This is a genomic window from Stenotrophomonas sp. Steno-Z10-BAI, from assembly GCF_056393115.1.
Genome location: NZ_JBWJOZ010000011.1, coordinates 1 through 26078, shown reverse-complemented (window position 1 = coordinate 26078; position 26078 = coordinate 1). Strand labels below are relative to the sequence as shown.

Genomic DNA, 26078 nt, shown 5'->3' with positions numbered 1-26078 from the left:
CCCGTAATGGGGCCGTAACGACAGCGTCACGTTGTCGTAACTGGCACTATCAATAGCGCAGCAGAGCAGAACCCCACGTGAAGCCCCCGCCGAACGCTTCCAGCAGCAGCAGCTGGCCGCGCTCCACGCGGCCGGAGCGGACGGCGTGGTCCAGCGCCATCGGCACGGAGGCCGAGGAGGTGTTGCCATGCTTGTCGACCGTCACCACCACCTGGTCCATGGACATCTCCAGGCGCTTGGCGGTGGCTTCGATGATGCGCAGGTTGGCTTGGTGCGGGATCAGCCAGTCCAGGTCGTCCTTGGTCAGCGCGTTGGCTTCCAGGGTTTCATCGACGACCGAGTCCAGCGCCTTGACGGCGTACTTGAACACGTCGTTGCCCTTCATCAGGATCGCGCCGCGGGCATTCTCGCCCTCGCCGAAGCCGGCCGAGACGCCCACCGGGTTCCACAGCAGCTCTTTCTTGCTGCCATCCGAATGCAGGTGGGTGCTGAGGATGCCGGTGTCTTCGTCGGCTTTGAGCACGACGGCGCCCGCGCCATCGCCGAACAGCACGCAGGTGGTGCGCTCGGTCCAGTCGACGATACGGGTCAGCGTTTCCGCACCGATGACCAGCACATGGCGTGCATCACCGGAACGAATGAATTTGTCGGCCACGCTCAACGCGAACACGAAGCCCGAACAGGCGGCGTTGACGTCGAAGGCGGGGCAGCCGCTCGCACCGAGCTTGGCCTGGATCAGGCACGCGGTGGACGGGAAAATCAGATCAGGCGTGGTGGTACCCACCACGATCATGTCCAGCTGCGAAGCGTCGATACCGGCCGCTTCAAGCGCACGTACCGCGGCGTGGTAGCCGAGGTCGCTGGTGGTCTCGCCTTCGGCCGCAATGTGCCGTTCGCGGATACCAGTGCGCGATTGAATCCACTCATCGCTGGTGTCGACCATTTTCTCCAGATCCTGGTTGGTCAACACTTTTTCGGGCAAATAACTACCGGTGCCCGCGATCCTCGAGTAGATCCGCTTGCTCATTGCATGTCCTGTAGCTCGATCGCCAAACGTGACGATCGGGAAGAATGGGGTAAAGGCCGCTGCCCGACCGGGCAGCGGCCTTTACAAATCAATCTTCTTCGACGGCCGAGTTCGACTTGGTCGTGATCACCTTCTTGCCACGGTAGAAACCGTCAGCGGTGATGTGGTGACGCAGATGCACTTCACCGGTGGTCGGATCGGTGGACAGCTGCTTGGCGCTCAGGGCGTCATGCGCACGGCGCATACCGCGGCGGGACGGGGTGACACGGGATTTCTGCACAGCCATGGGATTGCTCCAAACTCGGTTCGTTTTGCTTCGTCGTATCGTCGCGCAGGACGCCAGCGCCCAGCACAGTTTTCGCTTTCGCCGCAGCCGCCGACGACAATCCGGCTGCTATTGTTTTTTCAGTGCCGCCAACGCCGCGAACGGATTGGCCTTGCTGATTTCTTCTTCGGTCGGTGCCCAGTCCTTGTCCACTGCCTCGCCATCGGGAGACAACGGCACGACGGGCACGGCCAGGACGAGTTCGTCCTCGACCAGCTCCAGCGGTCGCAGCATGCCGTCTTCGGGCACCAGCCACGGTTCCCAGCCTTCCGGCAGCGAGGATTCTTCCTCTTCGCTGCGGATCAGGCCGAGCCGCTGCACCATCGAAACCGGCAACAGGAAGCGCTGCAGGCTGCGCTGACAGATCAGCGGCAGCGCGGTGTCGATGGACAGTTCAACATAGGATACCTGCAGGATGTCGTCGTGCGCGAATTCCAGTGCATAGGTGCACGTTCCTTCGGTATCGGCGACAAGGCCCTGGAGGCGGGTCAATTCCGCTAGATCCACCTGGCCGTCGAAGCACCTGCGTGCTGCGACCATCCGCCAAGCATCCAGCATTTCGGGCACGTTTGCGGACATAAGCCGCTGAATGTTAAGGATCGTCCGGGCCGCTGTCAAATGCCTGCGCAGTCAGGTTGCCGATCCCCGCCCCGAGGGGCCAGACTGCCGCCCTTCCGTGCCCGGTATTGTCGCATGACCCCGCTGCTGCTTGCCTCTACTTCCCGCTACCGCCGTGACCTGCTGGAGCGGCTCGGCCTACCCCTGGAGACCGCCCGCCCCGAGGTGGATGAGACCCCCGGCCCCAGTGAGGCCCCACGGGCCTTGGCGGTGCGGCTGGCGCGCGCGAAGGCCGAGGCGGTTGCCCGCCTGCACCCGGGCCGGTGGGTGATCGGCTCGGACCAGGTAGCGGAACTGAACGGCGCCCCGCTGGGCAAGCCGGGCACGGTGGAGGGCGCGCATGCGCAGCTGGCCGCGATGTCCGGGCAGGTCGTGGACTTCCACACGGCCGTGAGCCTGGTGCGCGATGGCGAGGCCCTGGCGACCTGTGATCTGACCCGGGTCCACTTCCGTGCCCTGGGGGCTGAAGAGATCGCCCGCTACGTGGCCGCCGAGCAGCCGCTGGACTGCGCCGGCAGCTTCAAATGTGAAGGCCTGGGCATCACCTTGTTCGAGGCGATCGAGAACCGCGACCCGACCGCACTGATCGGGCTGCCCTTGATCGCGCTGAGCCAGCTGCTGCGCCAGGCCGGCCACACCCTGCCCTGAGCCTCAGCGCAGCTGCAGCGCCTCCAGGCAGCTGGCATCAAGTTCGCCGGTGGCCCAGCCAACCCAGCGGCCCGCCAGCGGCATGGCCAGGCCCACGGGACGCCCACCGCATTGCAGGACCAGCCGCGGCGCCCTGCTCTGGGCGCTGAACTGGATGCGCCAGGCCGAGCCCCCGAGGGTGTTGCGCACCGCCACGAGGGAGACATCGCCGACCGGAACGACCACGCCGGGTGCCGCCGTTGGCGCACCCTCCAGATAGCGGGCTTCCGGCCAGGCAAACACGGAGGCCCCGTGCGCGCGCAGGCTGGGTAGCGCCGCCAGCACTTCGCCGGGCACGCTTTCGCCATGGGTCTGATCCGGATCGACCACACCGGCCGCGGCCGCCGTGGCGGTCATGTTGGCCACCCGCTGCATGCCGGCGCCGAGATAGGCCATCCACGCCGTGCTCGGCACGGCCACCAGCGCCAGCAGCAGGGCTGCCCACGCCACCCGCCCGGGATGGCGCAGGCCGACGCGCACGATCGTCCACAACACCAGACCGGACCAGAACAGCCACGACCAGGGCACATAGCGCGTTGCGGCCACCTGCGTGGGGTAGTCAGCGAAGTAACTCCAGCGGCTCAGTGCGACCAGCGCGCCCACGGCCAGGCCGAACCATGCCATCGCCAGCCCCAACGATTCCCCGGCCCCGGCGCTGCGGCCGCGCTGCCAGGTGCGCCAGGTCATGCCGAACAACGCGGTCAGCCCCGACGCACCGATCAGCAGATGCGGCCAGCGCGAGGTCAGCACCGGTCCGAACAGCGCCTCATACGCGCTCGCCACGGACTGGACCGCACCGCGCACGGGCGCGAACGGCAACTGCTGCGCCGCCGCCGGATCCAGTGCCGGCCAGGCCAGATAGATGAAGGGCGAGGCCAGCCAGCGCAGCAGCACGTCCAGCTGCGGCAGCGGGGCAAGCGCCATCTGCGTCGGCATTCCCGTCCGCCCCATGCCCAGGTGCAGCCCGACCGCCACGAGCAGGGCGGCGGTCCATGGCACCCAGTGCGACCACGGCGCACGCCGCACCATCATCACCGCCGCCAACCCCACGAACACGGCCACGCCGCTGCCGAAGGAGAACGTCGCCGCGACGCCACACACGGCGGCCACTACCGCGCCGCGACGATCGCCACGCAGCAGCAGGGCGACGCCGGCCATCAGCGCTGCGGTGATCAGGTACGCGTGGACCGATTCGTTGGCATGGGTGAGCGCGCGCTGGCTGCCCAGCCAGAAGATCGACAGCGCCGCGACCAGGGTGGCGGCGGCGCGCACCGGTGGTGCCAAGGCATCGGCCCTGATGATCCGGGCCAGCAGCCCTGCTGTCGCCAGTGCCAACGCAACGCCGGTACCGATCTGCAGCCATTGATTGCCGTGCAGCCACTCCAGCTCGGCATAGCGCACCAGGTTCGGCAGGATTTCACGGTGGCCATTGTCCGACACCAGTACGTTGCCCGGCCACGGCATCTCCAGCAGCTTCTGGGTGAAGCGCCACGGATCGGCGTACAGCACGCGTGGCGACAGCCACAGCATGGCGGCCACACCCACCGAAACGATGCCCGCCACCGCGCACCACAACGTCCGGATCAGCGCAGGCGCCACCGGCGCGGGGTACGGATGGGAAGCAGACAAGGGGGTAGATTCCTGCGGCGCATCGCGCATGACGGTGTCATCCATGGAAGAGCACGCACGTTCAGCGCGCGGGGACGGTAAAGGCCTGTTCCTGCCACTGCTCCACGCTGCCGTCCTTGCCGTGCAGCGTCATGCCGAGCCAATGACGGCCGGGCGCGAGGTGGTCGGTCTTCAGCGTGGCATCGAAGGCCACATTCGGGTGCTGCGGATCGGTGGAGATCTTCCACGCGCCGGTGATGTCGTAGGGCCGCCCGTAGACCGCATCGCCCACCGGCCTGCCATCGACCAGCAGCTCGACACGCGCGATGCCCACGCCATCCTTGAAGGCCCAGCCACGCACCTCGAGGGGGCTCCCCACCGCGGCACCGGGCTGTGGCGCATCCAGCCAGGCCATCGCCGGCGTGACGCACGGCCCCTCCACGCGTTCGGCCGGCAGCTTGAACAGCAGGAAGCGCTGGAAGCCATGATCGTTGCTCACCACACGCGGTGGCGGCAGCGGGCCGACCTGTTCGCAGACCGCGTGGTAGCGCGCCAGCAGATCGCGATAGCGCTGATCGCTGGGCGACAGCACCAGCAGCATCGGCGCGTCGCGCTGGCCATCGTGCAGCAGCCCCCACAGCCCCAGCTGCGCACTGCGGCCGTGCTTGTCGTTCAGCGGGTGGCGCAGCACCTCGATCGAGGGATCGCGCAACTGGAAACCCAGCTCCGCCCCCACCTTGAAGTTGCCGGCCAGCACGCGCGTGCCGGGCGGCATGCTTTTCAGCTCGTCGCGCACGGCGCCTGCCAACGGTTCCCAGCCGGCAAAGTTGCGCGGGTAATACTTGTAGCCGGCCAACTGCTCGCGCACGCTCGGGATGGACGCCGTCAGGTAATAGCCGAAGGCCAGCGCGAGCCCGGCGCCGGCCAACCACCAGCCGGTACGGCGCAACCAGCGCGGCCAGCCGTTGAGCACCACCGGCACGGCGATCAGCAGCGCCAGATAACCCGGCAGCGGCCAGTGGAAACTGATGCGCTCCACATCGGTGAAGAAGCCCAGGCCGAAGATGGACAGCGTCGACACCGCGCCGATCAGGCCGAAGTAACGCCATTGCGCGCGTGCGCCGCCACCGGAGCGGGTGCCCGCCAGGGCCACCTTCCACATCGCGATGCACAGGATCGGGGTGACCAGCATCGGCTGGATCACCAGGAACCACAGCCCGCTCCATTCGAACGCCCACGGGTGGCGCTCGATCACCTGGAATTTCAGGCCCGCATCATGGTTGTCGGCATTCCACGACAGCAGCGGCAGCCACGCCAGCACACCCACCGCCAGGGCCACCCAGACGCGCGGATCGCGCAGCATGCGCCGGCCCTGCGGCAGCACCAGCAGCGCGATGAAGCCGACCACGATCACGCCGATGAAGCGGTAATGGCTGAGTGCGCCGATCGCCAGGCCGGCGGCCAGTTTTACTGCCGCCGCGGCATCGACACTGCGCAGCAGGCGCGCGCCGGCATCCAGGCACAGCACCGCAGCCAGCGCCATCGGCACATCGGGCACGGCCAGCATGCCCAGCGTGGCCGACAGCGGCATCAGCAACGTGAGACTGCCGGCCTGCCAACCGGCCACCGCACCGAACCAGCGCGTGGCGATGCGTGACACCAGCCATGGCAGCCACGCACCGATCGCCAGGAACGGCAGGCGCAGCGCGAGCACATGATTGCCGCCCACTTCCACGCCCAGGCGTGCCAGCCAGGCGGTCAGGCCCGGCAGGTCCGAATAGGCCGCCGCCAGGTGCTGGCCTTCCTGCCAGTAAAAAGCTTCGTCCACGAACAAGGGCAGACGTGCGGCCACCACCAGCTTGACGGCGGTGACCAGCGTCCACAACAACAGGAATATGGTGCGTGCGCGTTGTTCGCCCTGCATTGCTCTATAGAATCAGTGGAATCATCGAATCGAGACGGACATGGATCATTCGCCCCCCGTGCCAGCCATGCTAACCGATGTACTGCGTCAGTCCCTTCGCGCCGCCCAGGATCAGGTCAACGGGCTGGTGCTGGGCAAGGCACAGGAGGTGCGGCTGGCGTTCGTGGCGCTGCTCTCCGGCGGCCATCTGCTGATCGAGGACCTGCCCGGGCTGGGCAAGACCACCCTCGCACACGCCATGGCGTGCAGCCTCGGGCTGGGCTTCCAGCGGGTGCAGTTCACCTCCGATCTGCTGCCGGCCGATGTGCTTGGCGTCTCGGTGTATGACGCCGGCAGCCGCCAGTTCCAGTTCCACCCCGGCCCGGTCTTCACGCATGTGTTGCTGGCCGACGAGATCAACCGCGCGCCGCCGCGTACCCAGAGTGCGCTTCTGGAAGCGATGGCCGAGCAGCAGGTCACCCTGGATGGCGTGACCCATCCGCTGCCGGATCCCTTCTTCGTCATCGCCACCCAGAACCCGGTCGACCTCTCCGGTACGTTCCCGTTGCCGGACTCGCAGCTGGATCGCTTCCTGCTCCGGTTGGCCCTGGGCTACCCCAATCCGGAATCGGAACGCGAGCTGCTGCGCGGCACCGATCGCCGCCATCTGATCGCGCAGGCCACCGCGCGCCTGAGCGAGGTGGACGTACGCACGCTGCGCGAGGCGGTGGGCCAGGTGCATGCCAGCGAGGCGTTGATCACGTATGTGCAGGCCCTGCTCGCCCGCAGCCGCCAGCACGCCGGGGTGCGCGTGGGCCTGTCGCCGCGTGCCGGCCTGGCATTGCTGCGCGCCGCCAGGGCGCATGCGCTGCTGCTCGGCCGCGCGCATGTGGTGCCCGAAGACGTGCAGACCCTGTTCGTGGCAGTGGCCGGGCATCGCCTGGTGCCCGAGGCAGAAGCCGGCAACGGGCCGGCACTGGCCCGCGCCATCCTCCAGACCGTGCAGGTCGACTGAGATGCGCCGCGGCTGGGGAGCCCGCTGGCAGCAACTGCAACATCTGGCGCGACCGCGCCGCCCAGAGTACCTGCCGTGCCGGTTCGACCGGCGCCGCATCTATGTGCTGCCGACGCGGTTCGGGCTGTTCGTCGCCGCGCTGCTGTCGGCGATGCTGCTCGGCGCGCTGAACTACAACAACAATCCTGCGCTGCTGCTGGCCCTGTTGCTGGCGACGGTCAGCATCGCCAGTGCGATCAGCGCGCACCTGCAGCTGTCCGGGTTGCAGGTGGATGCGGTCTCCGCCGAGCCGGTCACCGCGGGCGCGCCGTTGCGGCTGCGCATCAGCCTGTCGCGCGCCGATACCCGTGCCCGGCGCGGCCTGCAGGTGGAGCACGAGGGCGTGGCCGCATTCGGGCACCTGATCGACAGCGACCAGATCGAAGTGGATCTCGAGCTGCCCACCCACCGGCGCGGCTGGTTCGACCTGGCCCGCATCCGCATCGCCACCACGCAACCGCTCGGTCTGGTGCGCGCGTGGTCGTGGGTCTGGCCGGAAACGCCGTTGCTGGTCTATGCCGCACCGGAAACGCACGCACCCGCCCTGCCGGAAAGCGGCGGTGACCCCCTGCATACCCGCGTGCATGCCAGTGGCGACGAGCTGCATCAGCTGCGCCCGTATCGCGCTGGCGACCCGATCCGCAGCATCGCGTGGAAACACTCCGCGCGACGCGACACCCTGTTGGTGCGCGAGTACGAAAAGCCGGTCGGGGTGGAGATCGTGCTGGACTGGTGGCACCTGGCACCGCTGGGCACCGAAGCACGGATCGCACGCATGGCGCGCTGGATCGACCTGGCCGAGCGCGAAGGCCGCCGCTATACGCTCAAGCTGCCCGGCCAACCGGTGCTCGGGCCCGGCAACGGCAGTGCCCATCACCACCTGTGCCAGCGCGCGCTGGCGCTGTTGCCCCATGACTGACCGGCCCGTGTCCCTGCTCAGTCCCGGCGCGCGCTACTGGACGCTGGCCAGCGCGGCGCTGGGCCTGTTGCCGCTGCTGCTGCAGCTGCCCACCGTGCTGGCCACCGTCATCGCCGGTGTCGCACTGCTGACCGCGCTGGCCTCGCGGCAGCGGCTGCTGCCGGGCGCCCTGCGCCTGTTGCTGGTGCTGGCCATGCTGGCCGCCATTTATTGGCAGATGGGTCCACGGCCTGGCCGCGACACCGGCTGCGCGCTGCTGGCCGCAATGCTCGCGCTGAAATCCAGCGAGCTGCGCAGCCTGCGCGATGGCCGCAGCCTTGTCGGCTTCGGGCTGTTCGGCCCGTTCGCCGCGTTCCTGCTCGACCAAGGCCCGTTGACGATGACGCTGGCCGTGCTGGCCGGCCTGGTCGCACTGCTCGCCCTGCAACGCCTGGCACACCTGGAGGGACAGGCACCGCCAGCGCCCCTCAAACGCCAGTTGCGCGGCATCGGCCGGCTGGTCCTGCTCGGCCTGCCACTGGCCTTGGCCGGTTTCTGGCTGTTCCCGCGCTTGAGCGAACCGCTCTGGGGCATCCCGGACCGCGCGGTGGGCAAGCCCGGCCTGTCCGACACGATGGAGCCCGGGGAGTGGCTGGACCTGATGGCCGATGACACCCCGGCGCTTCGCGTGCAGTTCTTCGGCGCGATCCCGGCGCCGCAGCAACGTTATTGGCGCGGGCCGGTACTGACCCATTTCGATGGCAAGCGCTGGGAGCAGGACCGGCGGCAGATCACGCGTGCGCCGGCCGCGGTGACCCACGCCAGCACGCAGTGGGACTACCAGATCGATTACGAGCCGACCGATCGCCGCCAGCTGGTCGCGCTGGATCTGCCGCTGCAGGCACCGCCCGGCAGCGACCTGGATGCCAACCACAGCCTGCGCAGCCACGCGGCGTTGAACGCGCTGACCCGTTGGCGGCTGACCTCGGCACCGGCGGTGGCCTATACCGACGCGCTGACGCCTTACGAGCGGCGCCTTGCGCTGCAGTTGCCCGACGGCTTGAATCCGCGCACGGCAGCCCTGGCCCGGCAGTGGCGACAGGACGCGGGCAGCAATGATGCGGTGATCGTGCAGCGCGCGCTCGACTGGGTGCGGGCGCGTTTCGTCTACACCCTGGATACGCCCGAGCCCGGTCGCGATGGCGCGGACGAATTCCTGTTCGATCAGCAGGCCGGCTTCTGCCAGCACTTCAGCTCCTCGTTCGTCGTATTGATGCGCAATGCAGGCATCCCGGCGCGGGTGGTGACCGGCTTCGCGGGCGGCATCCGCAACCCGTATGGCGACTACTGGGTGCTGCGCCGGATGGATGCACATGCCTGGGCCGAAGTGTGGCTGCCGGGGCGTGGCTGGGTGCGGGTCGATCCGACCGCCGCCGTTGCGCCGGAGCGCGTTTACGACACGCTTGAGGACCGGCTGGGGGCCGGCGCCGCCGGCGCCACGCTGGACAGCCGATGGCTGCAGATCGGGCAGATGGGCGACTGGCTGCGCCGGGGCTGGAACGACCTGGTCCTGTCCTTCGATGCCAACCGTCAGCAGCAGCTTCTTGAACCGTTTGGTTTCGAGCGGCTGGATCCGAGCCAGCTGGTGGGAATTTTCATCGTCTTCGCACTGGCCGCGCTAGGCTGGATGGCATGGCTGCTGGCCCGGGGCGAACGCGAGCGCGACCCGCTGCTGCGCGCGTGGCACGTGCTGGGACGCCGGTACGCGCGCTATGGACTGTCCCGCGCCAGCGCCGAACCGGCTGGCGAGTGGGCACGCCGGGTAGACCGGCAGCGACCCGATCCTGCGCTGCTGTCGCTCAGCGCGCGTTTCGTCCAGGCGCGCTACGCTGGCGCTGACGTCGACCTCACTTCATTATTGCGCGACCTGCGCAGGCATCGCCCGACCTCCGGAGCATCCCCATGAAGATTCAAATCCTGCTTCCCCTTGCTGCCTCTCTGGCATTGGCTGCCTGCGCCACCGCGCCCAAGCCGTTGCAGGGGCAGTTCAGTATGGTCAGCCCGCGCGACGCGGTTCCCACCCAGCAGGTGGGCACCCCGGTGCGCTGGGGTGGCCGCATCATCGAAACCAATCCGGGCCAGGGCCAGACCTGCTTCCAGATGATTTCGCGCCCGCTCAACGGCAGTGGCCGCCCGAGCACCACCTCGGCCGACGCCAGTGACGGCCGCTTCATCGCCTGCCGCGCCGGCTTCTATGATCCAGCGGTGTTCGAGCCGGGCCGCGATGTGACCTTCATCGGCAAGATCGGCGGCTACGAGAACACCCGGATCGGCGAGTACGACTATCGCCTGCCGAAGCTGGATGCCGACGTCATCTACCTGTGGCCGGAACAGCGCCAGGTGGATGTGGTGCCCGCCTACCCGTACGGCCCGTGGGGCCCGGGCTGGGGTCCGGGTTGGGGCTACCGCGGCTGGGGCTGGTGGTAACACGCTGACGCAGAAACGCCGCCCTCGGGCGGCGTTTTTGTCTGTGCCTGGCCGGCTCAGCCGTTGGGCGTACCGAAGTGACCCAACTGCGCGCCGGCCAGCAGGTGCAGGTGGATATGGAACACCGTCTGCCCGGCGTGCTCACGGCAGTTCATGACGATCCGGTAGCCATCCTGCGCGAAACCTTCGCGGCGCGCGTACTCCGCGGCGGCCATGGCCAGCTTGCCGATCAGGTGTGCCTGCTCCGGGCGCACGTCATCCAGGGTCGGGATCGCCTCGTGCTTGGGAATGAACAACACGTGCACCGGCGCCTGTGGGGCGATGTCCTTGAAGCCGAGCACCTCCTCGTCTTCGTAGACGATGGTGGCCGGAATTTCGCGGCGGATGATCTTGCCGAACAGGGTGTCGTGACTCATGAGGGCACCTCGTGGAACAGGGCCTTGGAGAGTAGCGTGGATGCGCCCCCGGTTTCGATCATTGCCGCGCGGTGCGCCGCGTCATTCCTGCACTTCGGTACGCGTGCCGAAGGCGTGCGACAGCGTGCCGCGATCCACGTATTCCAGTTCGCCACCCAGCGGCAGCCCCTGCGCGAGGCGGCTGGGCCGCACCTTGCAGCTGCGCGCCATCTGCGCCAGGTAATGTGCGGTCGCTTCGCCTTCCACGGTGGCACTGGTAGCGATGATCAACTCGTTGACCTCACCCTGCTTCAGGCGCGCCTCCAGCTGATCCAGGCCCAGCTCGCGCGGGCCGATGCCATCCAGCGGCGACAGCCGCCCCTGCAGCACGAAGTACACCCCGCGGTAGCCGGTGGCCGTTTCGATCGCCAGGCGATCAGCCGGTGATTCCACCGCACACAGCTGCTGGCGCTCGCGGCTGCCATTGGCGCAGACCGCGCAGATATCGGTCTCGCTGAAATCCCGGCACTGTTCGCAATGCCCGATCCGCTCGATCGCCTTGGCCAGCACCTCGGCCAGCTTCTGACCGCCCTCGCGCTCGCGCTCCAGCACGTGGTACGCCATGCGCTGGGCGGTCTTCTGGCCCACGCCCGGCAACACGCGGAAGGCCTCGATCAATTGTTCGAGCAGGGGCAGGCTCATGGCGGATCGCTCATCTCAGAAACAAGCGCGCGAAGCCCGGAGGCTTCGCGACGCGGTCAGCACGGTCGCGCCAGGCAGACACCCGGCGCAGGCGGTGGTCAGAACGGCAGCTTCATGCCCGGGGGCAGCTGCATGCCGGCGGTCGCCGAACCCATGCGGTTCTTCGACTCGGCGTCGATCTTGTTGGAGGCATCGTTGAACGCGGCGGCCACCAGATCTTCGGTCATTTCCGCATCGGACAGCACCGACGGATCGATGCGCACCTTGCGGCATTCCTTGGTGCCGGTCAGGGTCACGCTGACCATGCCGCCGCCGGCGCTGCCGGTGACTTCCAGCTTGGCGAGGTCTTCCTGGGCCTTCTGCAGGTTTTCCTGCATCTTCTGGGCCTGCTGCATCAGTTGGGCGATATTGCCGCGCATGGGTCTTTACTCTTCAAAAGGACGAATGGAATCGGCGACGACCCGGGCACCGTGTTGCTGGACCAGCAACTGCACCGAGGGGTCGGCCATGAAAGCGGCTTCCGCCGCCGTCTGGCGTTCGCCACGCTGGCGGTCAGCGCGCTGATGCAGGGTCTCGGCACCGGCTGCACCGGTATCGATCACCAGGCGCGGGGCCTGCCCCAAGGGGCCGGTCAACGCCGCGATCAGCGCCGCCTGCGAGCGGTCCGAACTCAAGTACTCAAATCCGGGCGAAATCGCCAGTTTCAAGACGCCGTGCTGGTAGCTGATGAACGCCGAGTGCGCGGCCAGCTGCTTGGACGGGCCATTGAGCTGGCTGCCGGCCACCAGTTCGAGCCAAGCATCGGCGGTCAGGTCGCCCTGTGCCTCCGAGGGGGCGGTATCCGGCGCCGAGGGTGCGATGGCGATGCCCTCCGGGCGGGCCACCGGGGCGGCGGCTTCCCGTACAGGCGCGGGAGCAGGAGGTGCCACGGTCCGCTCGGACGGCGCTTCCCACGGGGCGACCATGGCCGCATCCGGGGTGGCCATTTCAGCGGCCAGCGCTTCGTCGCGATCAGCCGCGTCGCTTTCACGGTGCCACGGCGGCAGATCGTCGTCGGCCGCGGGAGCGACGACGGCGGGCTTGGCCGGTTTCACCGGTTCGGCGGCGGCGGCCGGGGCCGGGGCCGAGGCCGGGGCGGATTTTTTCGGTGCCGGCGGTGCGGGCTCAGGCGCTGCGGAGACCGTAGCAACCACGGGCGCCACGGGGGCCGGCTGAGCGACGGGGGCGCTGGCCTTGGCCGACGCAACGGCCGAAGCAGCAGCCGCGTTCGCTGCCGCAGCGGCCATGCCGGTGCCTTGGCCGCTGGCCTGGCCACCACTGTTCACGTCGGTCCCGGTGCCCGGATCGCGGGGCACCGGCGGTACGGCGGCGGCCGGGCGGAACGCCAGCATGCGCAGCACGGCCATCTCGAACCCGGCACGCGGGCTCGGGGCCAGGTGCAGGTCACGGCGGCCGCCCAGGGCCATCTGGTACCAGAGCTGCACCACTTCCGGGCGCAGGCGCTGGGCGAAGGCCTCGGCATCGATCCCCTCGCCCGCCGTCGCGGCGCCCGGCACCAGCTGCTGCACCTGGATCCGGTGCAGGGCCTCGGCCAGGGCGTCGAGCACCCCGCTCCAGTCCGGCGAGAACTCGGCCAGCAGCGCCACGGTCTGCAGCAGGCGCGGACCATCGCCATCGGCGAGCGCATCCAGCATCGCGGCGACCTGGGTGCGGTCGACCGTGCCCAGCATCGCGCGCACCACATCCTCGCGCAGCGCACCGCCGGCATAGGCGATCGCCTGATCCAGCAGCGACAGGCCGTCACGCAGGCTGCCATCGGCGGCCTTGGCCAACTGCACGATCGCGGTCGGGTCGGACTCGATTTCCTCGGCCGCCAGGATCTTGGTCATCTGGCCCTGGATCTGATCCTCGTCCAACCGCTTCAGGTTGAACTGCAGGCAGCGCGAGAGCACCGTTACCGGCAGCTTCTGCGGATCGGTGGTGGCCAGCAGGAACTTCACATGCTCCGGTGGCTCTTCCAGCGTCTTGAGCAGCGCATTGAACGCCGCCTTGGACAGCATGTGCACTTCGTCGATCAGGTAGACCTTGTACTTGCCGCGGGAGGGCATGTACTGGGCGTTCTCGATCACCTCGCGGACATCATCCACACCGGTATTGGACGCGGCATCAATCTCGAGCAGATCGATGTAGCGGCCGGAGTCGATATCCAGGCAGGCCGGGCACTGACCGCATGGATCAGCGCTGGTGCCCTGCTCGCAGTTCAGCGACTTGGCGAAAATACGGGCAATGGTGGTCTTGCCGACCCCGCGGGTGCCGGTAAACAGGAACGCATGGTGCACCCGGCCGCTGTCCAGCGCATTGCTGAGCGCACGGACCACGTGTTCCTGGCCCACCAGCTCGGCAAAACGCTTCGGACGCCACTTGCGGGCAAGGACGAGATAGGACATCAGGCCACCGTCTTCATCGGGACGACCATTGTGCCACGCCTGTCCAGCCCCCCTGCCCTTCGTGACGAACCGCTTGTGCGAATCCAATTCCCCCGCTAGAATCTGCGCCCCTGCAGCGGGTTATCGCAGCAGGTCCGGAGAGGTGTCCGAGCGGTTGAAGGAGCACGCCTGGAAAGTGTGTAAGCGTCTAAACCGCGCTTCGGGGGTTCGAATCCCCCTCTCTCCGCCAGATTAAGCAAACCCCTGTTTACGCAGGGGTTTTTGCTTTCTCTGGTTTGGCTGTCTGTGGCGATGCAAGGCGAGACACATCTCCCATGCGCATCCCCCATCACTTGGTTCGAGCCCGCTCTGGGCTCTGGTCGTTCCGGCAACGGGTTCCCGTCGATCTTCAGCCGGCTCTTGGCCGCCTGACGTTCAAGCGCACGCTGCGCACATGCGACATGAAAGAAGCCCGGCTGCGCGCCCTGATGCTCGCGGCCAGCTATGCTCAAGCCTTCGCCGTGTTGAGGGAACGACGCGTGGAGAAGTTGAGCAAGAAGGAGGCCGATGAGCTGATTGCGCGGCTCACCGAGAGCACCAACCTCCGTGACCTGACCCTTCACCGGACCCAGGCCCCGGACGGCACGATCAACGAGCTCTGGCAGATCGACAGCCCCGAGGACGTGCAGCTCTATCAACAGATGATGGAACTGACCGCGGCCATGGACCGCCGGGCACTGCCGCGCCCCAGCCTGCTCTACGGCCCAATGGCGGCAGCGTCCCCCGCCCCGTCCCCCGCGCCAAAGCCGGCGATCGAAACGATCACCTTGGGCAAGGCTAGGGACGCCTGGTTGGCCAGCATCAAGGGCAGCACCCTGCCCAAGACTTGGACGATCAAGAAGACGGCCGTCGAAATGCTGACGAGCTTCCTGGGCGAAAGAACGAAGATTCATGCCATCACCCGCTCCGACCTGGCGCGCTGGTATCAGCACATGCGGGACGGAGGGGCGTCCACCCCCACGCTGACCAACAAGCAAAGCTACATCGGCGGAAAAGGCGGGTTCTTCGACTGGGCATTGGCGTCGGGCTACTACCCGAAAGGGGACAATCCCGCCAACGGCCATGTGAGCTACTCCACTCGGGAAAAGCGGGCCCGGCGAAAATTTGGCTTCAAGGCCTACGACAGCCATCAAGTCCAGGTGCTCTTTGCCCCCGCGGCCTTTGAGAGCCTCCCTCTGCCGGCCCGCTGGGCATCCTTGATTGGCCTTTACACCGGTGCTCGGGCATCCGAAGTGGGTCAACTGTTGATTGGCGACGTGCTTGAGGACGGCGGAGTGCCCTGCATCCAGATCTCCGACGAGGGCGAGCACCAGCGGGTCAAGACCGATGTCAGCCTGCGCACCGTGCCGGTCCACCCCGACCTGGTGGCGCTCGGCCTGCTGAAATGGATCGAGGGCCTGCGTGCCGAGGGCCACGCCCGATTGTTCCCCGGCGCCAAGGCCGAGGCCAAGAATGGCCAAGGCAATTGGGTGTCCAAAGCGTTCAGCCGGTATCTGGCCGAGGTGGGCAAGAACTGGCCAAACGCCCGGCGTGGCTTCCACTCCCTCCGCAAGACCCTGATCCAAGAACTCCAAGGCGCAGGCGTGGTCTCCGAACTGCGCGCGCAAATCGTGGGCCATGAGTTGGACGACGAGCACCACGCCACTTACAGCCGCGACTTCACCGTTAAAGAAAAGCTGGAGGGACTGGGCGTCCACTCGCCGGGCCTCCTGTCTCTCAACTACGGACTCAACCTGGAGGCCCTGCGGCCCTTGGTGGATCCGGCTCTGCTGCCCGAAGGCAGCCTCCCCAAGAACAGCCGCCGAGCAAGGAGCAACGCATGAGCATCGTGCCTTTGGAATCCCGCGTCGCCGTCCTGGTGGATTGCGACAACGTCCCGCCAGAAATCGTGGACCACGCCCTGCTCATGGTGGCCCAGTTTGGTCGCGTGGTTCTTCGGCGGGGTTATGGGAACCATCAGACCCTCGCCCGCCGCTGGCAAGAAGTGTTGGTTCGGCAAGCCTTTACGCCGTGCCTGCAATACCAATATGCGGCTGGAAAGAACACCTCAGACATCGCGCTGGCCCTGGATGCCTTAGAGGCGATGTTCGATCAACGGGCCGACACCTTCTGCTTGGTGACGAGCGATTCGGACTTCGCCCACCTTTGCCGCAAGTTGCGGGAGCGCGGCGCCACGGTTTGCATCGTCGGAGAGCCCAAGACGCCCGACGCCTTGCGCAATGCATGTGACCAGTTCTTCGAGTGGGTCCCCAGCGAGCCGGCCCAAGCCCAGGAAGAAACGGCTGCGCCCACCGCGGTCAACAAACCCCAAGCGTTGTCAGAACCTGTCGTCAAAGCGGAACCCACCAAGCCCCTGCCCAAGCGGCGCCCTCGCTTTCTTATCGAAGCGGTCGAGCTGTTGGCGGATGGGACCGCAGATGGGAAGGTCGATCTGCCGGCCCTGGGCCAGTACCTCAAACGCACCAACCCGTCGTTTACTCCCAACCTCTACGGGCACTCGGGCCTTCTAAGCATGATCCGAACCTACGACATGCTGAGCGCAGAACAAGAGGCGACGGGACGCTGGTCGGTACACCTTGCCAGCAAGCCCGGAAGCGAGGCAGAAACCGCGGTGATCTGATCTCATCGCCAGCGCGAATATGGCCAGCAACTTGAATTCAGGTGCCTTAGTGTCCGTTCCAGGCTCTCAGGCGCGCTAGCAGGGATGGCGCACGGGCGGCATACGTGATCTCGCAGAGCTAGGCCGCTTGCTCTTTGAAGCTCACTGCAAGGGCGTCGCAATACCAATGCGGCCCGCTGGTGTCTGGGTTCTTTCCCTCGTTGAGCTGGATACAGCATTGGCCGTTGAAGAACAGCGCCCGATCAGCCCGTAAGTAGTCCGACACTACGCCGTCAAAATGGTCCATCGCTTCGTGTCATGGCTCTTCTAATCGAAACGACCGTCCGGCCGGGCTACGGAATGGGCGGACGGAATGCTCATTGGTTCAACAGCTTGCTCTTTTGCGAATCGAACTCGGCCTGCGTCAGGATACCCTGCTCCTTGAGCTTGAGAAGCTTGGCCAACTCATCGGCAACCGAAAGGGCTGGCGCTACGGGAGCGGGCACCGGGGCGGGCTCCTCCGCGACGCTGGCAACCTGAGTGGCCGTGGGTCGGTATTCCCGGTCGACGGTGAGCGACATTGCAGCGTCGTTGCGCGTGACATCGAGTTGGTAGGTCGGCGCCTTGGCTGCCTTTGCCAAGCCATCTAGGAAGTCCACATCGGTCTTGAACTTCTTTCCGGCCACGGAGGTGATGACGTCTCCCGCCTTGAGGCCCGCTCGGTCAGCAGCTCCACCAGGCGTCACCTCAGCCACCTCGTAGACAGCAGCCCTGCCGCGCGGAGCGACTTTCCCAAGAACTCCGAGCACGGCGTGGTTAGGGAAGGTCGTCCCTGCGGGGAACGCACCTCCCGCACTGATCAGGAAGTTCATGATGTTATTGTGGAAGTCCGCCCCTGAAAAAGGAGCGCGCTGCATTTGGCCGAAGGCCATCTGGGTTTCCATCCAGCCCGACACCTGCACACGCGAGATCCCGGACAGCTCACTCACGTTGAAGCGGAAGAAGCGCCGAGGCGGCGTGGAGTAACTGTTCCCGAGCAGCATCTGACCCATGATGGACTGACCCGTGCTCAACGGCGACTCGCAAACGACTTCTGTATCGCTGCTGCTCACGACCGTCCAATGGACATCTATGCATTTGCTGGACAAGCGGGACACCGCCACCGATGCCTTGCCTGAAAACACTGCCTCGGGTGTGCCACTGGGAGTCACAGCGAACAGCTGAGAGCCAGTTGCGGTGAACGGCAGGACGATGACACCGAGAAGAAATATAAACGTTCGAATCGCCATGTGCGCTCCCCCTAGAGCATCTGACGTTGGACTTCCAGCCAATGCTATTGCATTAAGCACTTGGCAGCTATCTGCTTCAGGACAGATTGAAGCAGGGTCTCCAGCGATCTGCACTGCGGACGCTAGAGGCCCAAAGGACTGCTGCGCGTGAACTCGCGCTTGCAGCGCCTGCATATAAAGAAAAATGGCGTCCGATCTGGAAACACTGGCTAGCCATTGGTTTCCGACAGACCTCGTTAAGCAGCCCGGCTCATCAAATGATGGGCCGGGCATGTGCATCACTTCTTAAGCATGTCTCTCATCGCGCTCTTAAAGCGGGCGCCAATCTCTTCGCCAGTTGGTGACGCATCCGGGTCGTCCGTGAAGATAGCGACCATAGCGGCAAGGTAAGCTTCGCCCAGCGCCGACGTCAGCGCGACGGCCGTCGTTCCAGAGATAGCCGCTCCCGCAGCGGTCCCTATGCCCGGAGCGAACTTGAGCAGGTTGCTCACCAAGGTGCGACCAAGAAAGCTAGCACCGGCCACACCCACCGCCGAGCTGACAAGCGATGTGAGCATCGAGTTAGTCAGATTGACGCCAAAGATCGATGTGATCTTGGCGATCATGCCGATTTGCACGGGGGCAATGATCATCGCGTCCGAGAAAGGAATCGGGCTCACCCCTGCGGCACCAGACGCAGTGGCTGCCGCCATGATGATCTTGCGGGCTTCAGACTTTTTTGTATTCAAGTCAGCCTTCTGAGCCGAAGCAAAAGCGCGCTTCGCACCCTCAGGGATGGCGCCGATAGTGACCTCCACCAAAGTGGAAAGCCCCTTTGGCGAAAGAACGACGTCGTCATCGAGCTCTTCCCTGATCGCTCGCACTTGCACGATGTTGCGGCACTCCGGCAACAGCCCTTCAACGTCCTTCTTAAAGCCTTGGTCGGACCGATGCTTGGTGATGACGCCAATGACCGGAACCACCTTCGCGAGAGCAGCATGAAGCTCTACTTCAGCTGGCTCCACTCGTCGACCGTCTTCGATCACGCAAATCCAAGCGACATGAATGTGCTTGGTCGGATCAACCTCGTTCTTTCGTGCCTGGATGAAGTCGGTCAGCGCGCCAATGGTGCTCTTGTAGTCTGCCATCTCCAGCCCGCGCGTATCGAAAATCGATACAGGCATGCCTTCCTTGGTGATCTCTTTGGTTTCTTTGGTGACAGGGCGCCCCTGCCCCGTTTCAGCCAAATCTTCATGGAAGATGGCGTTGACCAGCGTGCTCTTCCCGACTCCAGACCGGCCGGCGATCAGGATGTTGACATGTCCCATCTGCTTGGCCGCATCTGCGACCGCGTCTGCGATTGTTGAAGCGAAGTTTCCGTCCATACTTCCCCTGTTTCCATTTTAAGAACTAGGCCACACATCCAACGACGTCGCCACATAACTATCGATGGCGATTTCACTTCGACGACAACAATAAGCTGGTGTCGTCTCATTTCCTAAGAATAAGACGCTACGCGATAGCGGCCCGGAGCTGCTCAGTCACGCTGTTGCCCTTCTCATCCTTCAACTGAGCCATGAGGTAGACCCCTCGGCCATCGCTCTTAGTGGCCCAAAGCTCGCCGATCATGCGCTTCTCCTTTTCGGAGTCCGCCGTGTATCGGTCGCCGCCCTTGTATTCAACGACCAGCAGGCGACCGTCCTTGAGCCTGGCAACGAAGTCCGGGTAGGTCCGCTGCTTGGACGTCGGCATCCAGAACTGGCTCTTGTCCACCAGGTTGCGGACCCAGAACTCCACCTCATCCAGCTGGTCGATGGCTTGGGCACACAAGAACTCTTCACCGACCTTGCCGCTGGCGGTCTTCCACTGAAGATCGCCGACGAAAGGGTAGTAATGCTTGCGAAACCTATAAGTTCCGCCTTGCTGTTCGTAATACGAGTGCCCCGGATACCTACTGAAGTCCGCCGGGTAGGTGAACATAGCATCCGGCTCGTCGCTGACCACGATCTCGGCGTTCGCACCGAACAAGGCCTGCTGGAAGCCATCCTTGAGGGCATCGGCCTTGGCGATCTGGAGCTGCTCGCCCAACTTCCGCCGGAGCACGAACTGGCCGTTGAGCAACTGGGACAGCGAGAACCCACGGTCTTCGGACAGCCCGCTGATGGACCGGCGCAGCCACTCGCGAAGAACTGGCTGCTTCACGCCAGGGTCTCGGATCTTCTGATCCAGCCAACCCACCAAATCTGCTTGGGTTCTATCCTTAGCAAAGCCCGGCAGATAGGTGTTTACGTCGTCATCGATCTTCGTGTAGCTGACCTTTGCATCAACCAAATCCACCTCGAATGTCTGGCTGTCGGCGTTGAACTTGAGGCTAGAGAGGTCCGGCGGGTAGGCCAGCAAATCCCAGGCGAAGCCCGGGGGCGTGGCACCGCTCTCCAGGAACTCCAGCTCGCCCTGCTCCATGACACCGAGCCGGGGGACACTGAACACCACGCCGTTCTGGCTGGGCGCTTTGACCGCCTTGGCCGTGATCTGGTGCCGCTGGATCGTAGCCGTCGCTTCCTCGCGCTCCTTGGTTGGCACAGCCTTGGTGATCGCTTCCACCGTGGAATCGTCAACCTCGCCCGTGATCTCGACCGATCCGCCCTTCCCCTCTTCGCTTGGGGTAAACACCACGTTGGCCTGGTCCCGAGCAGGGATACCGGTGAGGTCTGGCTGCTTGCTCACCGCGATCGTAGTCTTCGGCGTGACGGGGGCCGGATTGACGTTGCCGCCTTGCAGCGGCAAACCAGGCCCAGGGGTGAGGTCCGGCAGCACTGCGCCGACGGCCTCCAACGGGTTAAACCCGATATCGATGAGCGACTTGGTCAGCTCTGCCGCCGCCAGGTTGAAAGCCGTGGTAGTAACGTGCGCGTAAGCCTTGTTCATGGCCTCCTGCTTGCGGCGGGTGGCATAGGGCATGCGCAACACGCGGCCCAGCAACTGCTGGATGTCTTTGTCGCTTTTGACTTGGGCCACCGAGCAGAAGACGTAGGCGAAAGAACAATCCCACCCTTCCTTGAGCGCTTGCTTGGTGATGATGACCTCGATGGGGCAGTCCTTGGCGAACAGGTCCACCCCGTCGATTTCGCGCTGATCGCCGGTCGCAATGGCGATGGCCTTCTCGGGCACCTTTTCATTGTCGATGAGGTGCTTCTTGACCTCTTCCACCGTGGCCGTGCCCTTCGCATTCTCGGCCTGGATCAGCAGGATGGGACGGATGTAGTCCGGCTCCCCAAGCGCGGTCTTGCCCAGCTCGTTTCGGCGGGCGACGGCGCTGCCCACAGCCACCTCCCATTGCCCGACGTGCTCCTTCAGCACGACCGGGAACTTGATCATGTTGGCGACTTTCAGCTCAAACGCGCTGACGCTGACCAGCACGTTACTCTTGCTGGCGTCGGGGGTGGCGGTCAGTTCCACCACCACTTTGGCGCCCAAGCGCTCGTAGACTTGATACGACAATGGGGTATTGGCGTTGTGGGCTTCGTCGGTGATGACCAACGGTCCGTGGAGTTTGAGCAGGTTGGCAAACGAGGCAATCGCCTTACCGGCCTTGTTTTGCTCCAAGTAGGGCAGGTCCGAAACGCTGCCGGCGAAATGGGCTTCGAGATCTTCGTGGTGCTCGTAAACCTTGCGGCCTTCCTGGTTCTCCACTCGCAGTGCTGCCATGGTCGAGATGACCACGCATACCTTGGTGCCCAGGTCCGCGGGACGGATATGGGTGAAGTCCTCGACGTCAAACACCGCCACCTTTCCGCCAAACGCCTCGTCCAGTTCCTGGCGGTAGGGGTGGCGTGGGTTCTTGAACGCTTGCAGGGTCTGGCTCTTGATTTGGGTGGTGGGCACCATCCACATGACCAAGGGGAACTCGCGCTCCAGGTAAGCATCGCCTGCAGCCTGAATGATGTGCGCGCCCATCACGGTCTTACCGCCGCCCGTGGGGATGCGCAAGCAGGCGTAGGGCGAGGCTTCCATGCCCGGCATGGGTTTGTAGTGGGTCATCAGGCCAAGATCCACGTTCTTCTCAAACGCGGATGCGGGGCCGGTCAGCCGGGCATCTTCGAGGAACTGGGTCAGGCTGGACAAGGCCCGCTGCTGATACACCTTGAGGGAAAGAGCCATGCTTAGCGTGCCTTGATGTCGTAGGGGGTCTGCTTGAAGGTGATCTGGAGCTCCTCCAGCCTCTCCTTAGGCAAATCGCAGGATTCGCCGTAGATCACCTTGGGCACCTCGAAGGACTGCAGGCCTTTTAACACCCGCTTGGTCAGCACGTTGCCACCGGTCTTGCTCTCATCGCCCAGGATGCCGTTGAACAGCAGGTAGTAGCCGATCCCGTGGTGTTCGCCCAGGAAAGGCTGCTTGGGGGCACGGGTGGAGCGAGCGGTGCCTGTTTCGGCGAACCAAACGTGGGCGGCCAAGTGCTCGAACTTGATGCCCCCGCGGATGTGGCCCTCGTCATCGAACACGGGCACGCCTAGCTTATAGAAGCGGAAGCCGCCTCCGCCCTTCCAGTCCACCACTTCCGAAACGCCTCCCTGCTCGCCGTCTATTACCTTCGCGAGTCGAGGCTGACACATGGTCCGAGCATGCTCGCCCGCTTCAACCCCAATCCAGCGACGGCCCATCTTGTGCGCCACTGCTGCGGTTGTGCCTGATCCCAAGAAGCTGTCGAGGACAATGTCGCCTTCTTCCGTCGCGATACGGATAACGCGCTCCAGCAACGCTTCCGGCTTGGGCGTATCAAACGCAACATCTCCCGGGAACAGCTTGCGGAGTTCATTCTTTGAGGTTCGATTGCTGCCCACGTCCTCTTTGCGCCAGAGCGTGCGCGGCACTAAGTCTCCGACTTCGGACAGGAACTTTTTGATGCTCGGACGCGCGTCTTTTTTGGTGCCCCACCAAATGCGGCCGTCCTCATCCAAATCCCATAGCTTTTCTTCAGATATGCGCCAGAAGCGACCCGGGGGCGGCGAGAACGTCCGCCCAGTTGGTCCGGTCAATGTGTAGGTGCCCTTCGAATAGGGCTTGTTCGCATAGGGGTCACCGGGTAGCCACGGACCCCGAGGATCGTTGTCGGGGTTGGTGTAGATGGCGTTGGACTTTTCGTCACGTGGCAGCTTGCGAGGGCGCCACGCTTCGTTTTTCGAGTAGACGAAAATGAAGTCATGATCGCTGGAGAACTGACGAGCAGAGTTGCGGGGCGAATCCGCTTTTTCCCAAATCAGGGTCGAGACGAAGTTCTTCCGGAGGAAGATTTCGTCCATGATGACCTTCAGATAGTGCGCCTCAGCATCGTCCAGCGTGATCCAAATGGATCCGTCCTCACTCAAGAGTTCCTTGAGGAGCTCAAGACGCGGATACATCATCGACAACCATTTGGCGTGCTCAAGGTTGTCGTCGTAGTGATCAAAGGCGCTGCGCGTGTTGTAGGGTGGATCGATGAAAATGCATTTCACTTGGCCCGCGTAGTAAGGCAACAAGGCCTTCAACGCATCCAAGTTGTCGCCCTCGATCAGCATGTTGGGGGAGTCCACCTCCCCATAGGACAAGCTGGCCACCGGCTCCAGAAGGCGGTAGGGCGTCAGGGCGGAACGGGTCAGGTCTTCATCACGGTCAGACCAGTTGAGCAGCGGCATCTAATACATCCCCTCGAACAGGCCCCAATTATCGTTCAGCCGCGCGTCTGGGCCAACGCTTCCGACCATCTCCGCCCGTAAGTGCCTGATCGTCATGGCTACCGGAGGATTGGACGGCGAGGAGGCCCTCCCCCTACTAGGAGGCGATGAGGCCCGTCTTCTTGCAAAAGCGGTAGACCGCCGAGCTGCTGACCCTGAGCTCCCGGGCCAACTGGGCTCTACTGACGGCCTTTAAACGGGCCTGAACCTGCGCCAGATTCAGACCACGCAAGGTGCGGTGCCTGGACCGGACTGGGGTGCTGCCCAAGCCCAAAGCCTGACGATCGAGACTGACTGCGGCGATGGAAACCCCCAACCGCCTCGCCACCTCCACCGAGGACCTCCCGTCCTTCAGCAGTTGTCGCACCTGCCAGCGGCGTTGAGCCACCTGCTCGGCTTGCCGTGATCGGTAGGCCCGCAGGCCCCCAGAAAGGAGGCCGTGTCGGCGCACGAAGCCGTGTGGGACTTGGTCTCCCCCGCCAGCAGCGCCCGCGATACAGATTTCTTGCCTCCCCGGGGCAGTCGCTCTTGTTGGAGGTCAGGCATAGGACCTAATCTGGGTCCAGTCGATGACCGTCAACAGTGTCCATGCCTACCTCAGAGTTCCCAATCACCCCCACAAGCGTTCGCTTCATCAAGTTGGGCAATGGAGGGCGATGGGAGAGGCTCTGCATCAAGGAGCGACAAATCCTCTGCTTCGGATTTGATTCCACAGACCCCGAACAGCATCAGCTGATCGCAAAGAAGGATTGGCAAGCTGTTCGCGAAGGCTGGATGAAGCCAGGGCGCGATTCCCGTTTCGCGACATACGCGGCAAATTCGCTCAAAGCCTATTTTGAAGACGATGGCACGACTCTATGGGTCACCTTCTTTGCCGGCGACCTTTACTGGTGCTTCTTAGAACCTGGCGAGCCACAGCAATTGGCTGAAGGCGATGGCTCATACAGCTATCGAAAAGTGCGTGGCCGATGGTCCAACGTTGACTGCACCGGATCCGTATTGAGTCGGCGAACACTTCCTGGCGCCGTCAATGCAGCTTCGCACACCCGAAACACAACTCACTTGCTTACGGCCCACGTTAGACTTTTGCAACGAATCAATGGTCAGCGCCCGAAGTCTGTGGAAGTAGCTGAAGCCGCGCATCGTGCATTGATTGACTCAATGAAGCCGCTGATAGGCGAGTTGACGTGGCAGGACTTTGAGATCCTTGCCGACTTGATTGCAACAGCCAGCGGCTGGCGCCGGAACAATCAAAGGGGCGGCACTGAAAAGACAATCGATCTAGACTTGGAGCTTCCTCTTACCGGGGAGGTAGCGTTTGCGCAGATCAAGGCTAAGTCGAACCAAGCCGAGCTCGATAGTTACGTGTCGCAAGCCGCAGATCGCGAAGACGCCAAGATGTTCTACATTCACAACTCCCCCCACGAACTCGTGTGTGAGGACTCCAACGTCTACGTAATTGGCAGAGAGCGTCTGTCCGAGCTGATCGTCAAACTCGGCCTTGTGGAATGGCTCATTGAAAAGGCTCGATAAGCAGCCATCCGTGCATCGAGCGAGCGCGACCGGCGGCCTGGGGTTCGATCTACCCCTCAAGCGCGATCACGCCATCCCTTGGAGCCATCTTCCGCTCTTAGGCACGGCGCAAGCTCCAATTTCCTGCCGTAGGCAGCCTCCCCAGCAATGGCCGGCAGAGCAGAGGTTCGGGGTCGACCGACCGACCAGCGCTCAATCGCAGCGGTTCCTAAGACTCCTCCTCGTCGGGCTGACCGCTCTCATGAGCGGAAGAACTGCTGGTTGAGGAGTTGCCCTCCTGCAGGACGTGGATGTGCACATTCATGAACTGATGAGCGATGCGGCGCGCTTGGTCCATACCTTCAGGTGGGTATTCCTGCGGCACATCAAGCTCGGCACCGTATCGCTCCTTCAAGTTGGCAGCGATGTATTCCGCACCCACAAGGTTGGAAACGGAATCGTACTGCCGTCGTTCGAAGTCTCCAGGCCTCGGAATCCCACTCTCGACACCCCAAGCCTCTCCTACGAAGCATGCCAAGAATGAGTCAACCAAGTCGGGCGATGTGATCAGCTGGGCGCGTAGTGCTTCTTGCACGTGCGCGTCTGACGTCTGTTCGCACCAGAGCCAGTAGAGGGTGGGTGCATCTTTGGGTTCCGTTAAGAACAACGGCTGCTCTGCGCTCAAAAGCGCAATGCGATCACCGAGTAGCCCACCGAGTGCCTTGTCACCTTCTTCATCCAGGACTCTCTTCTCTTCAGACTTGCCTTGGTAGTGGCGGATCCAACGGAGGCATT

At 64.4% G+C, this 26078-nt stretch carries 22 protein-coding genes and 1 tRNA gene; 9 read left to right on the top strand and 14 right to left on the bottom strand.

Translation table 11 applies throughout. The features are described from left to right. Positions 1–49 precede the first annotated feature (49 nt). From AC06E9_RS18905 to AC06E9_RS18895, 3 genes are all read right to left on the bottom strand, one after another. Positions 50–1027, bottom strand: a complete 978-nt coding sequence (locus AC06E9_RS18905; protein WP_152154360.1) for a beta-ketoacyl-ACP synthase III — start codon at positions 1025–1027, stop codon at positions 50–52. A gap of 88 nt (positions 1028–1115) precedes the next feature. After that, the gene (gene rpmF, locus AC06E9_RS18900; RefSeq protein WP_017357626.1) at positions 1116–1313 is read right to left on the bottom strand and encodes a 50S ribosomal protein L32; all 198 of its coding nucleotides are present in this window, start codon (positions 1311–1313) and stop codon (positions 1116–1118) included. A 108-nt stretch (positions 1314–1421) separates the two neighbouring features. Then, positions 1422–1931 (bottom strand): YceD family protein, encoded by a 510-nt coding sequence (locus AC06E9_RS18895; protein WP_121043054.1) that lies wholly within the window; start codon positions 1929–1931, stop codon positions 1422–1424. Between the two features lie 114 nt (positions 1932–2045). Here AC06E9_RS18895 and AC06E9_RS18890 point away from each other — a divergent pair, with 114 nt between their 5' ends. Then, a complete protein-coding gene (locus AC06E9_RS18890) occupies positions 2046–2618 on the top strand; it encodes a Maf family protein (RefSeq protein ID WP_478056614.1) in 573 nt (190 codons plus the stop codon). Between the two features lie 3 nt (positions 2619–2621). Here AC06E9_RS18890 and AC06E9_RS18885 read toward each other — a convergent pair whose 3' ends face one another. Both AC06E9_RS18885 and AC06E9_RS18880 read right to left on the bottom strand, forming a co-directional pair. Continuing rightward, positions 2622–4286, bottom strand: a complete 1665-nt coding sequence (locus AC06E9_RS18885; protein WP_461770560.1) for a hypothetical protein — start codon at positions 4284–4286, stop codon at positions 2622–2624. 61 nt (positions 4287–4347) lie between these two features. Continuing rightward, positions 4348–6189 (bottom strand): glycosyltransferase family 39 protein, encoded by a 1842-nt coding sequence (locus tag AC06E9_RS18880; RefSeq protein WP_152154356.1) that lies wholly within the window; start codon positions 6187–6189, stop codon positions 4348–4350. Between the two features lie 40 nt (positions 6190–6229). Here AC06E9_RS18880 and AC06E9_RS18875 point away from each other — a divergent pair, with 40 nt between their 5' ends. From AC06E9_RS18875 to AC06E9_RS18860, 4 genes are read left to right on the top strand one after another with little or no spacing between them, the layout of a single operon-like run. Next, positions 6230–7183 (top strand): AAA family ATPase, encoded by a 954-nt coding sequence (locus AC06E9_RS18875; protein WP_121043048.1) that lies wholly within the window; start codon positions 6230–6232, stop codon positions 7181–7183. Position 7184: 1 nt separating this feature from the next. Beyond that, a complete protein-coding gene (locus AC06E9_RS18870) occupies positions 7185–8141 on the top strand; it encodes a DUF58 domain-containing protein (RefSeq protein WP_478056613.1) in 957 nt (318 codons plus the stop codon). Next, positions 8134–10086: a transglutaminase TgpA family protein gene (locus AC06E9_RS18865; protein WP_478056612.1), complete on the top strand. Its 1953-nt coding sequence runs from the start codon at positions 8134–8136 to the stop codon at positions 10084–10086. Before AC06E9_RS18870 ends, AC06E9_RS18865 begins: the two co-directional genes overlap by 8 nt. Then, a complete protein-coding gene (locus tag AC06E9_RS18860; RefSeq protein ID WP_019185338.1) occupies positions 10083–10607 on the top strand; it encodes a Slp family lipoprotein in 525 nt (174 codons plus the stop codon). Before AC06E9_RS18865 ends, AC06E9_RS18860 begins: the two co-directional genes overlap by 4 nt. 56 nt (positions 10608–10663) lie before the next feature. On the opposite strand, the gene AC06E9_RS18855 is transcribed toward AC06E9_RS18860, so the two are convergent. From AC06E9_RS18855 to dnaX, 4 genes are all read right to left on the bottom strand, one after another. Then, on the bottom strand, positions 10664–11023 hold the full coding sequence (locus AC06E9_RS18855) for a histidine triad nucleotide-binding protein (RefSeq protein ID WP_152154349.1): 360 nt from the start codon (positions 11021–11023) through the stop codon (positions 10664–10666). 81 nt (positions 11024–11104) lie between these two features. After that, a complete protein-coding gene (gene recR, locus AC06E9_RS18850) occupies positions 11105–11704 on the bottom strand; it encodes a recombination mediator RecR (protein ID WP_121043040.1) in 600 nt (199 codons plus the stop codon). Positions 11705–11802: 98 nt separating this feature from the next. After that, positions 11803–12123, bottom strand: a complete 321-nt coding sequence (locus tag AC06E9_RS18845; protein ID WP_019185335.1) for a YbaB/EbfC family nucleoid-associated protein — start codon at positions 12121–12123, stop codon at positions 11803–11805. Positions 12124–12129: 6 nt separating this feature from the next. Next, a complete protein-coding gene (gene dnaX / locus AC06E9_RS18840) occupies positions 12130–14151 on the bottom strand; it encodes a DNA polymerase III subunit gamma/tau (protein ID WP_478056611.1) in 2022 nt (673 codons plus the stop codon). A gap of 136 nt (positions 14152–14287) precedes the next feature. Here dnaX and AC06E9_RS18835 point away from each other — a divergent pair. From AC06E9_RS18835 to AC06E9_RS18825, 3 genes are all read left to right on the top strand, one after another. Then, a tRNA-Ser gene (locus AC06E9_RS18835) sits at positions 14288–14380 on the top strand. 85 nt (positions 14381–14465) lie between these two features. Further along, positions 14466–16013, top strand: a complete 1548-nt coding sequence (locus tag AC06E9_RS18830) for a DUF6538 domain-containing protein (protein WP_478056610.1) — start codon at positions 14466–14468, stop codon at positions 16011–16013. Beyond that, positions 16010–16810, top strand: a complete 801-nt coding sequence (locus tag AC06E9_RS18825) for an NYN domain-containing protein (protein ID WP_478056609.1) — start codon at positions 16010–16012, stop codon at positions 16808–16810. Before AC06E9_RS18830 ends, AC06E9_RS18825 begins: the two co-directional genes overlap by 4 nt. A gap of 356 nt (positions 16811–17166) precedes the next feature. On the opposite strand, the gene AC06E9_RS18820 is transcribed toward AC06E9_RS18825, so the two are convergent. The 4 genes from AC06E9_RS18820 to AC06E9_RS18805 form a co-directional block, all read right to left on the bottom strand. Then, the gene (locus tag AC06E9_RS18820) at positions 17167–18078 is read right to left on the bottom strand and encodes an SHOCT domain-containing protein (protein ID WP_478056608.1); all 912 of its coding nucleotides are present in this window, start codon (positions 18076–18078) and stop codon (positions 17167–17169) included. A gap of 278 nt (positions 18079–18356) precedes the next feature. Next, positions 18357–19442, bottom strand: a complete 1086-nt coding sequence (locus AC06E9_RS18815) for a YcjF family protein (RefSeq protein ID WP_478056606.1) — start codon at positions 19440–19442, stop codon at positions 18357–18359. A gap of 127 nt (positions 19443–19569) precedes the next feature. After that, positions 19570–22218 (bottom strand): DEAD/DEAH box helicase, encoded by a 2649-nt coding sequence (locus AC06E9_RS18810; protein ID WP_478056605.1) that lies wholly within the window; start codon positions 22216–22218, stop codon positions 19570–19572. 2 nt (positions 22219–22220) lie between these two features. After that, entirely contained in the window at positions 22221–23732 is a 1512-nt protein-coding gene (locus tag AC06E9_RS18805; protein WP_478056604.1) for a site-specific DNA-methyltransferase, read from the bottom strand. Positions 23733–24353: 621 nt separating this feature from the next. Between AC06E9_RS18805 and AC06E9_RS18800 the strand changes: the two genes are divergently transcribed. Beyond that, a complete protein-coding gene (locus AC06E9_RS18800; RefSeq protein WP_478056603.1) occupies positions 24354–25304 on the top strand; it encodes a hypothetical protein in 951 nt (316 codons plus the stop codon). A 208-nt stretch (positions 25305–25512) separates the two neighbouring features. Here AC06E9_RS18800 and AC06E9_RS18795 read toward each other — a convergent pair. Next, positions 25513–26078 (bottom strand): hypothetical protein (locus AC06E9_RS18795; protein ID WP_478056602.1); only part of this gene is annotated, 566 nt, incomplete at its 5' end.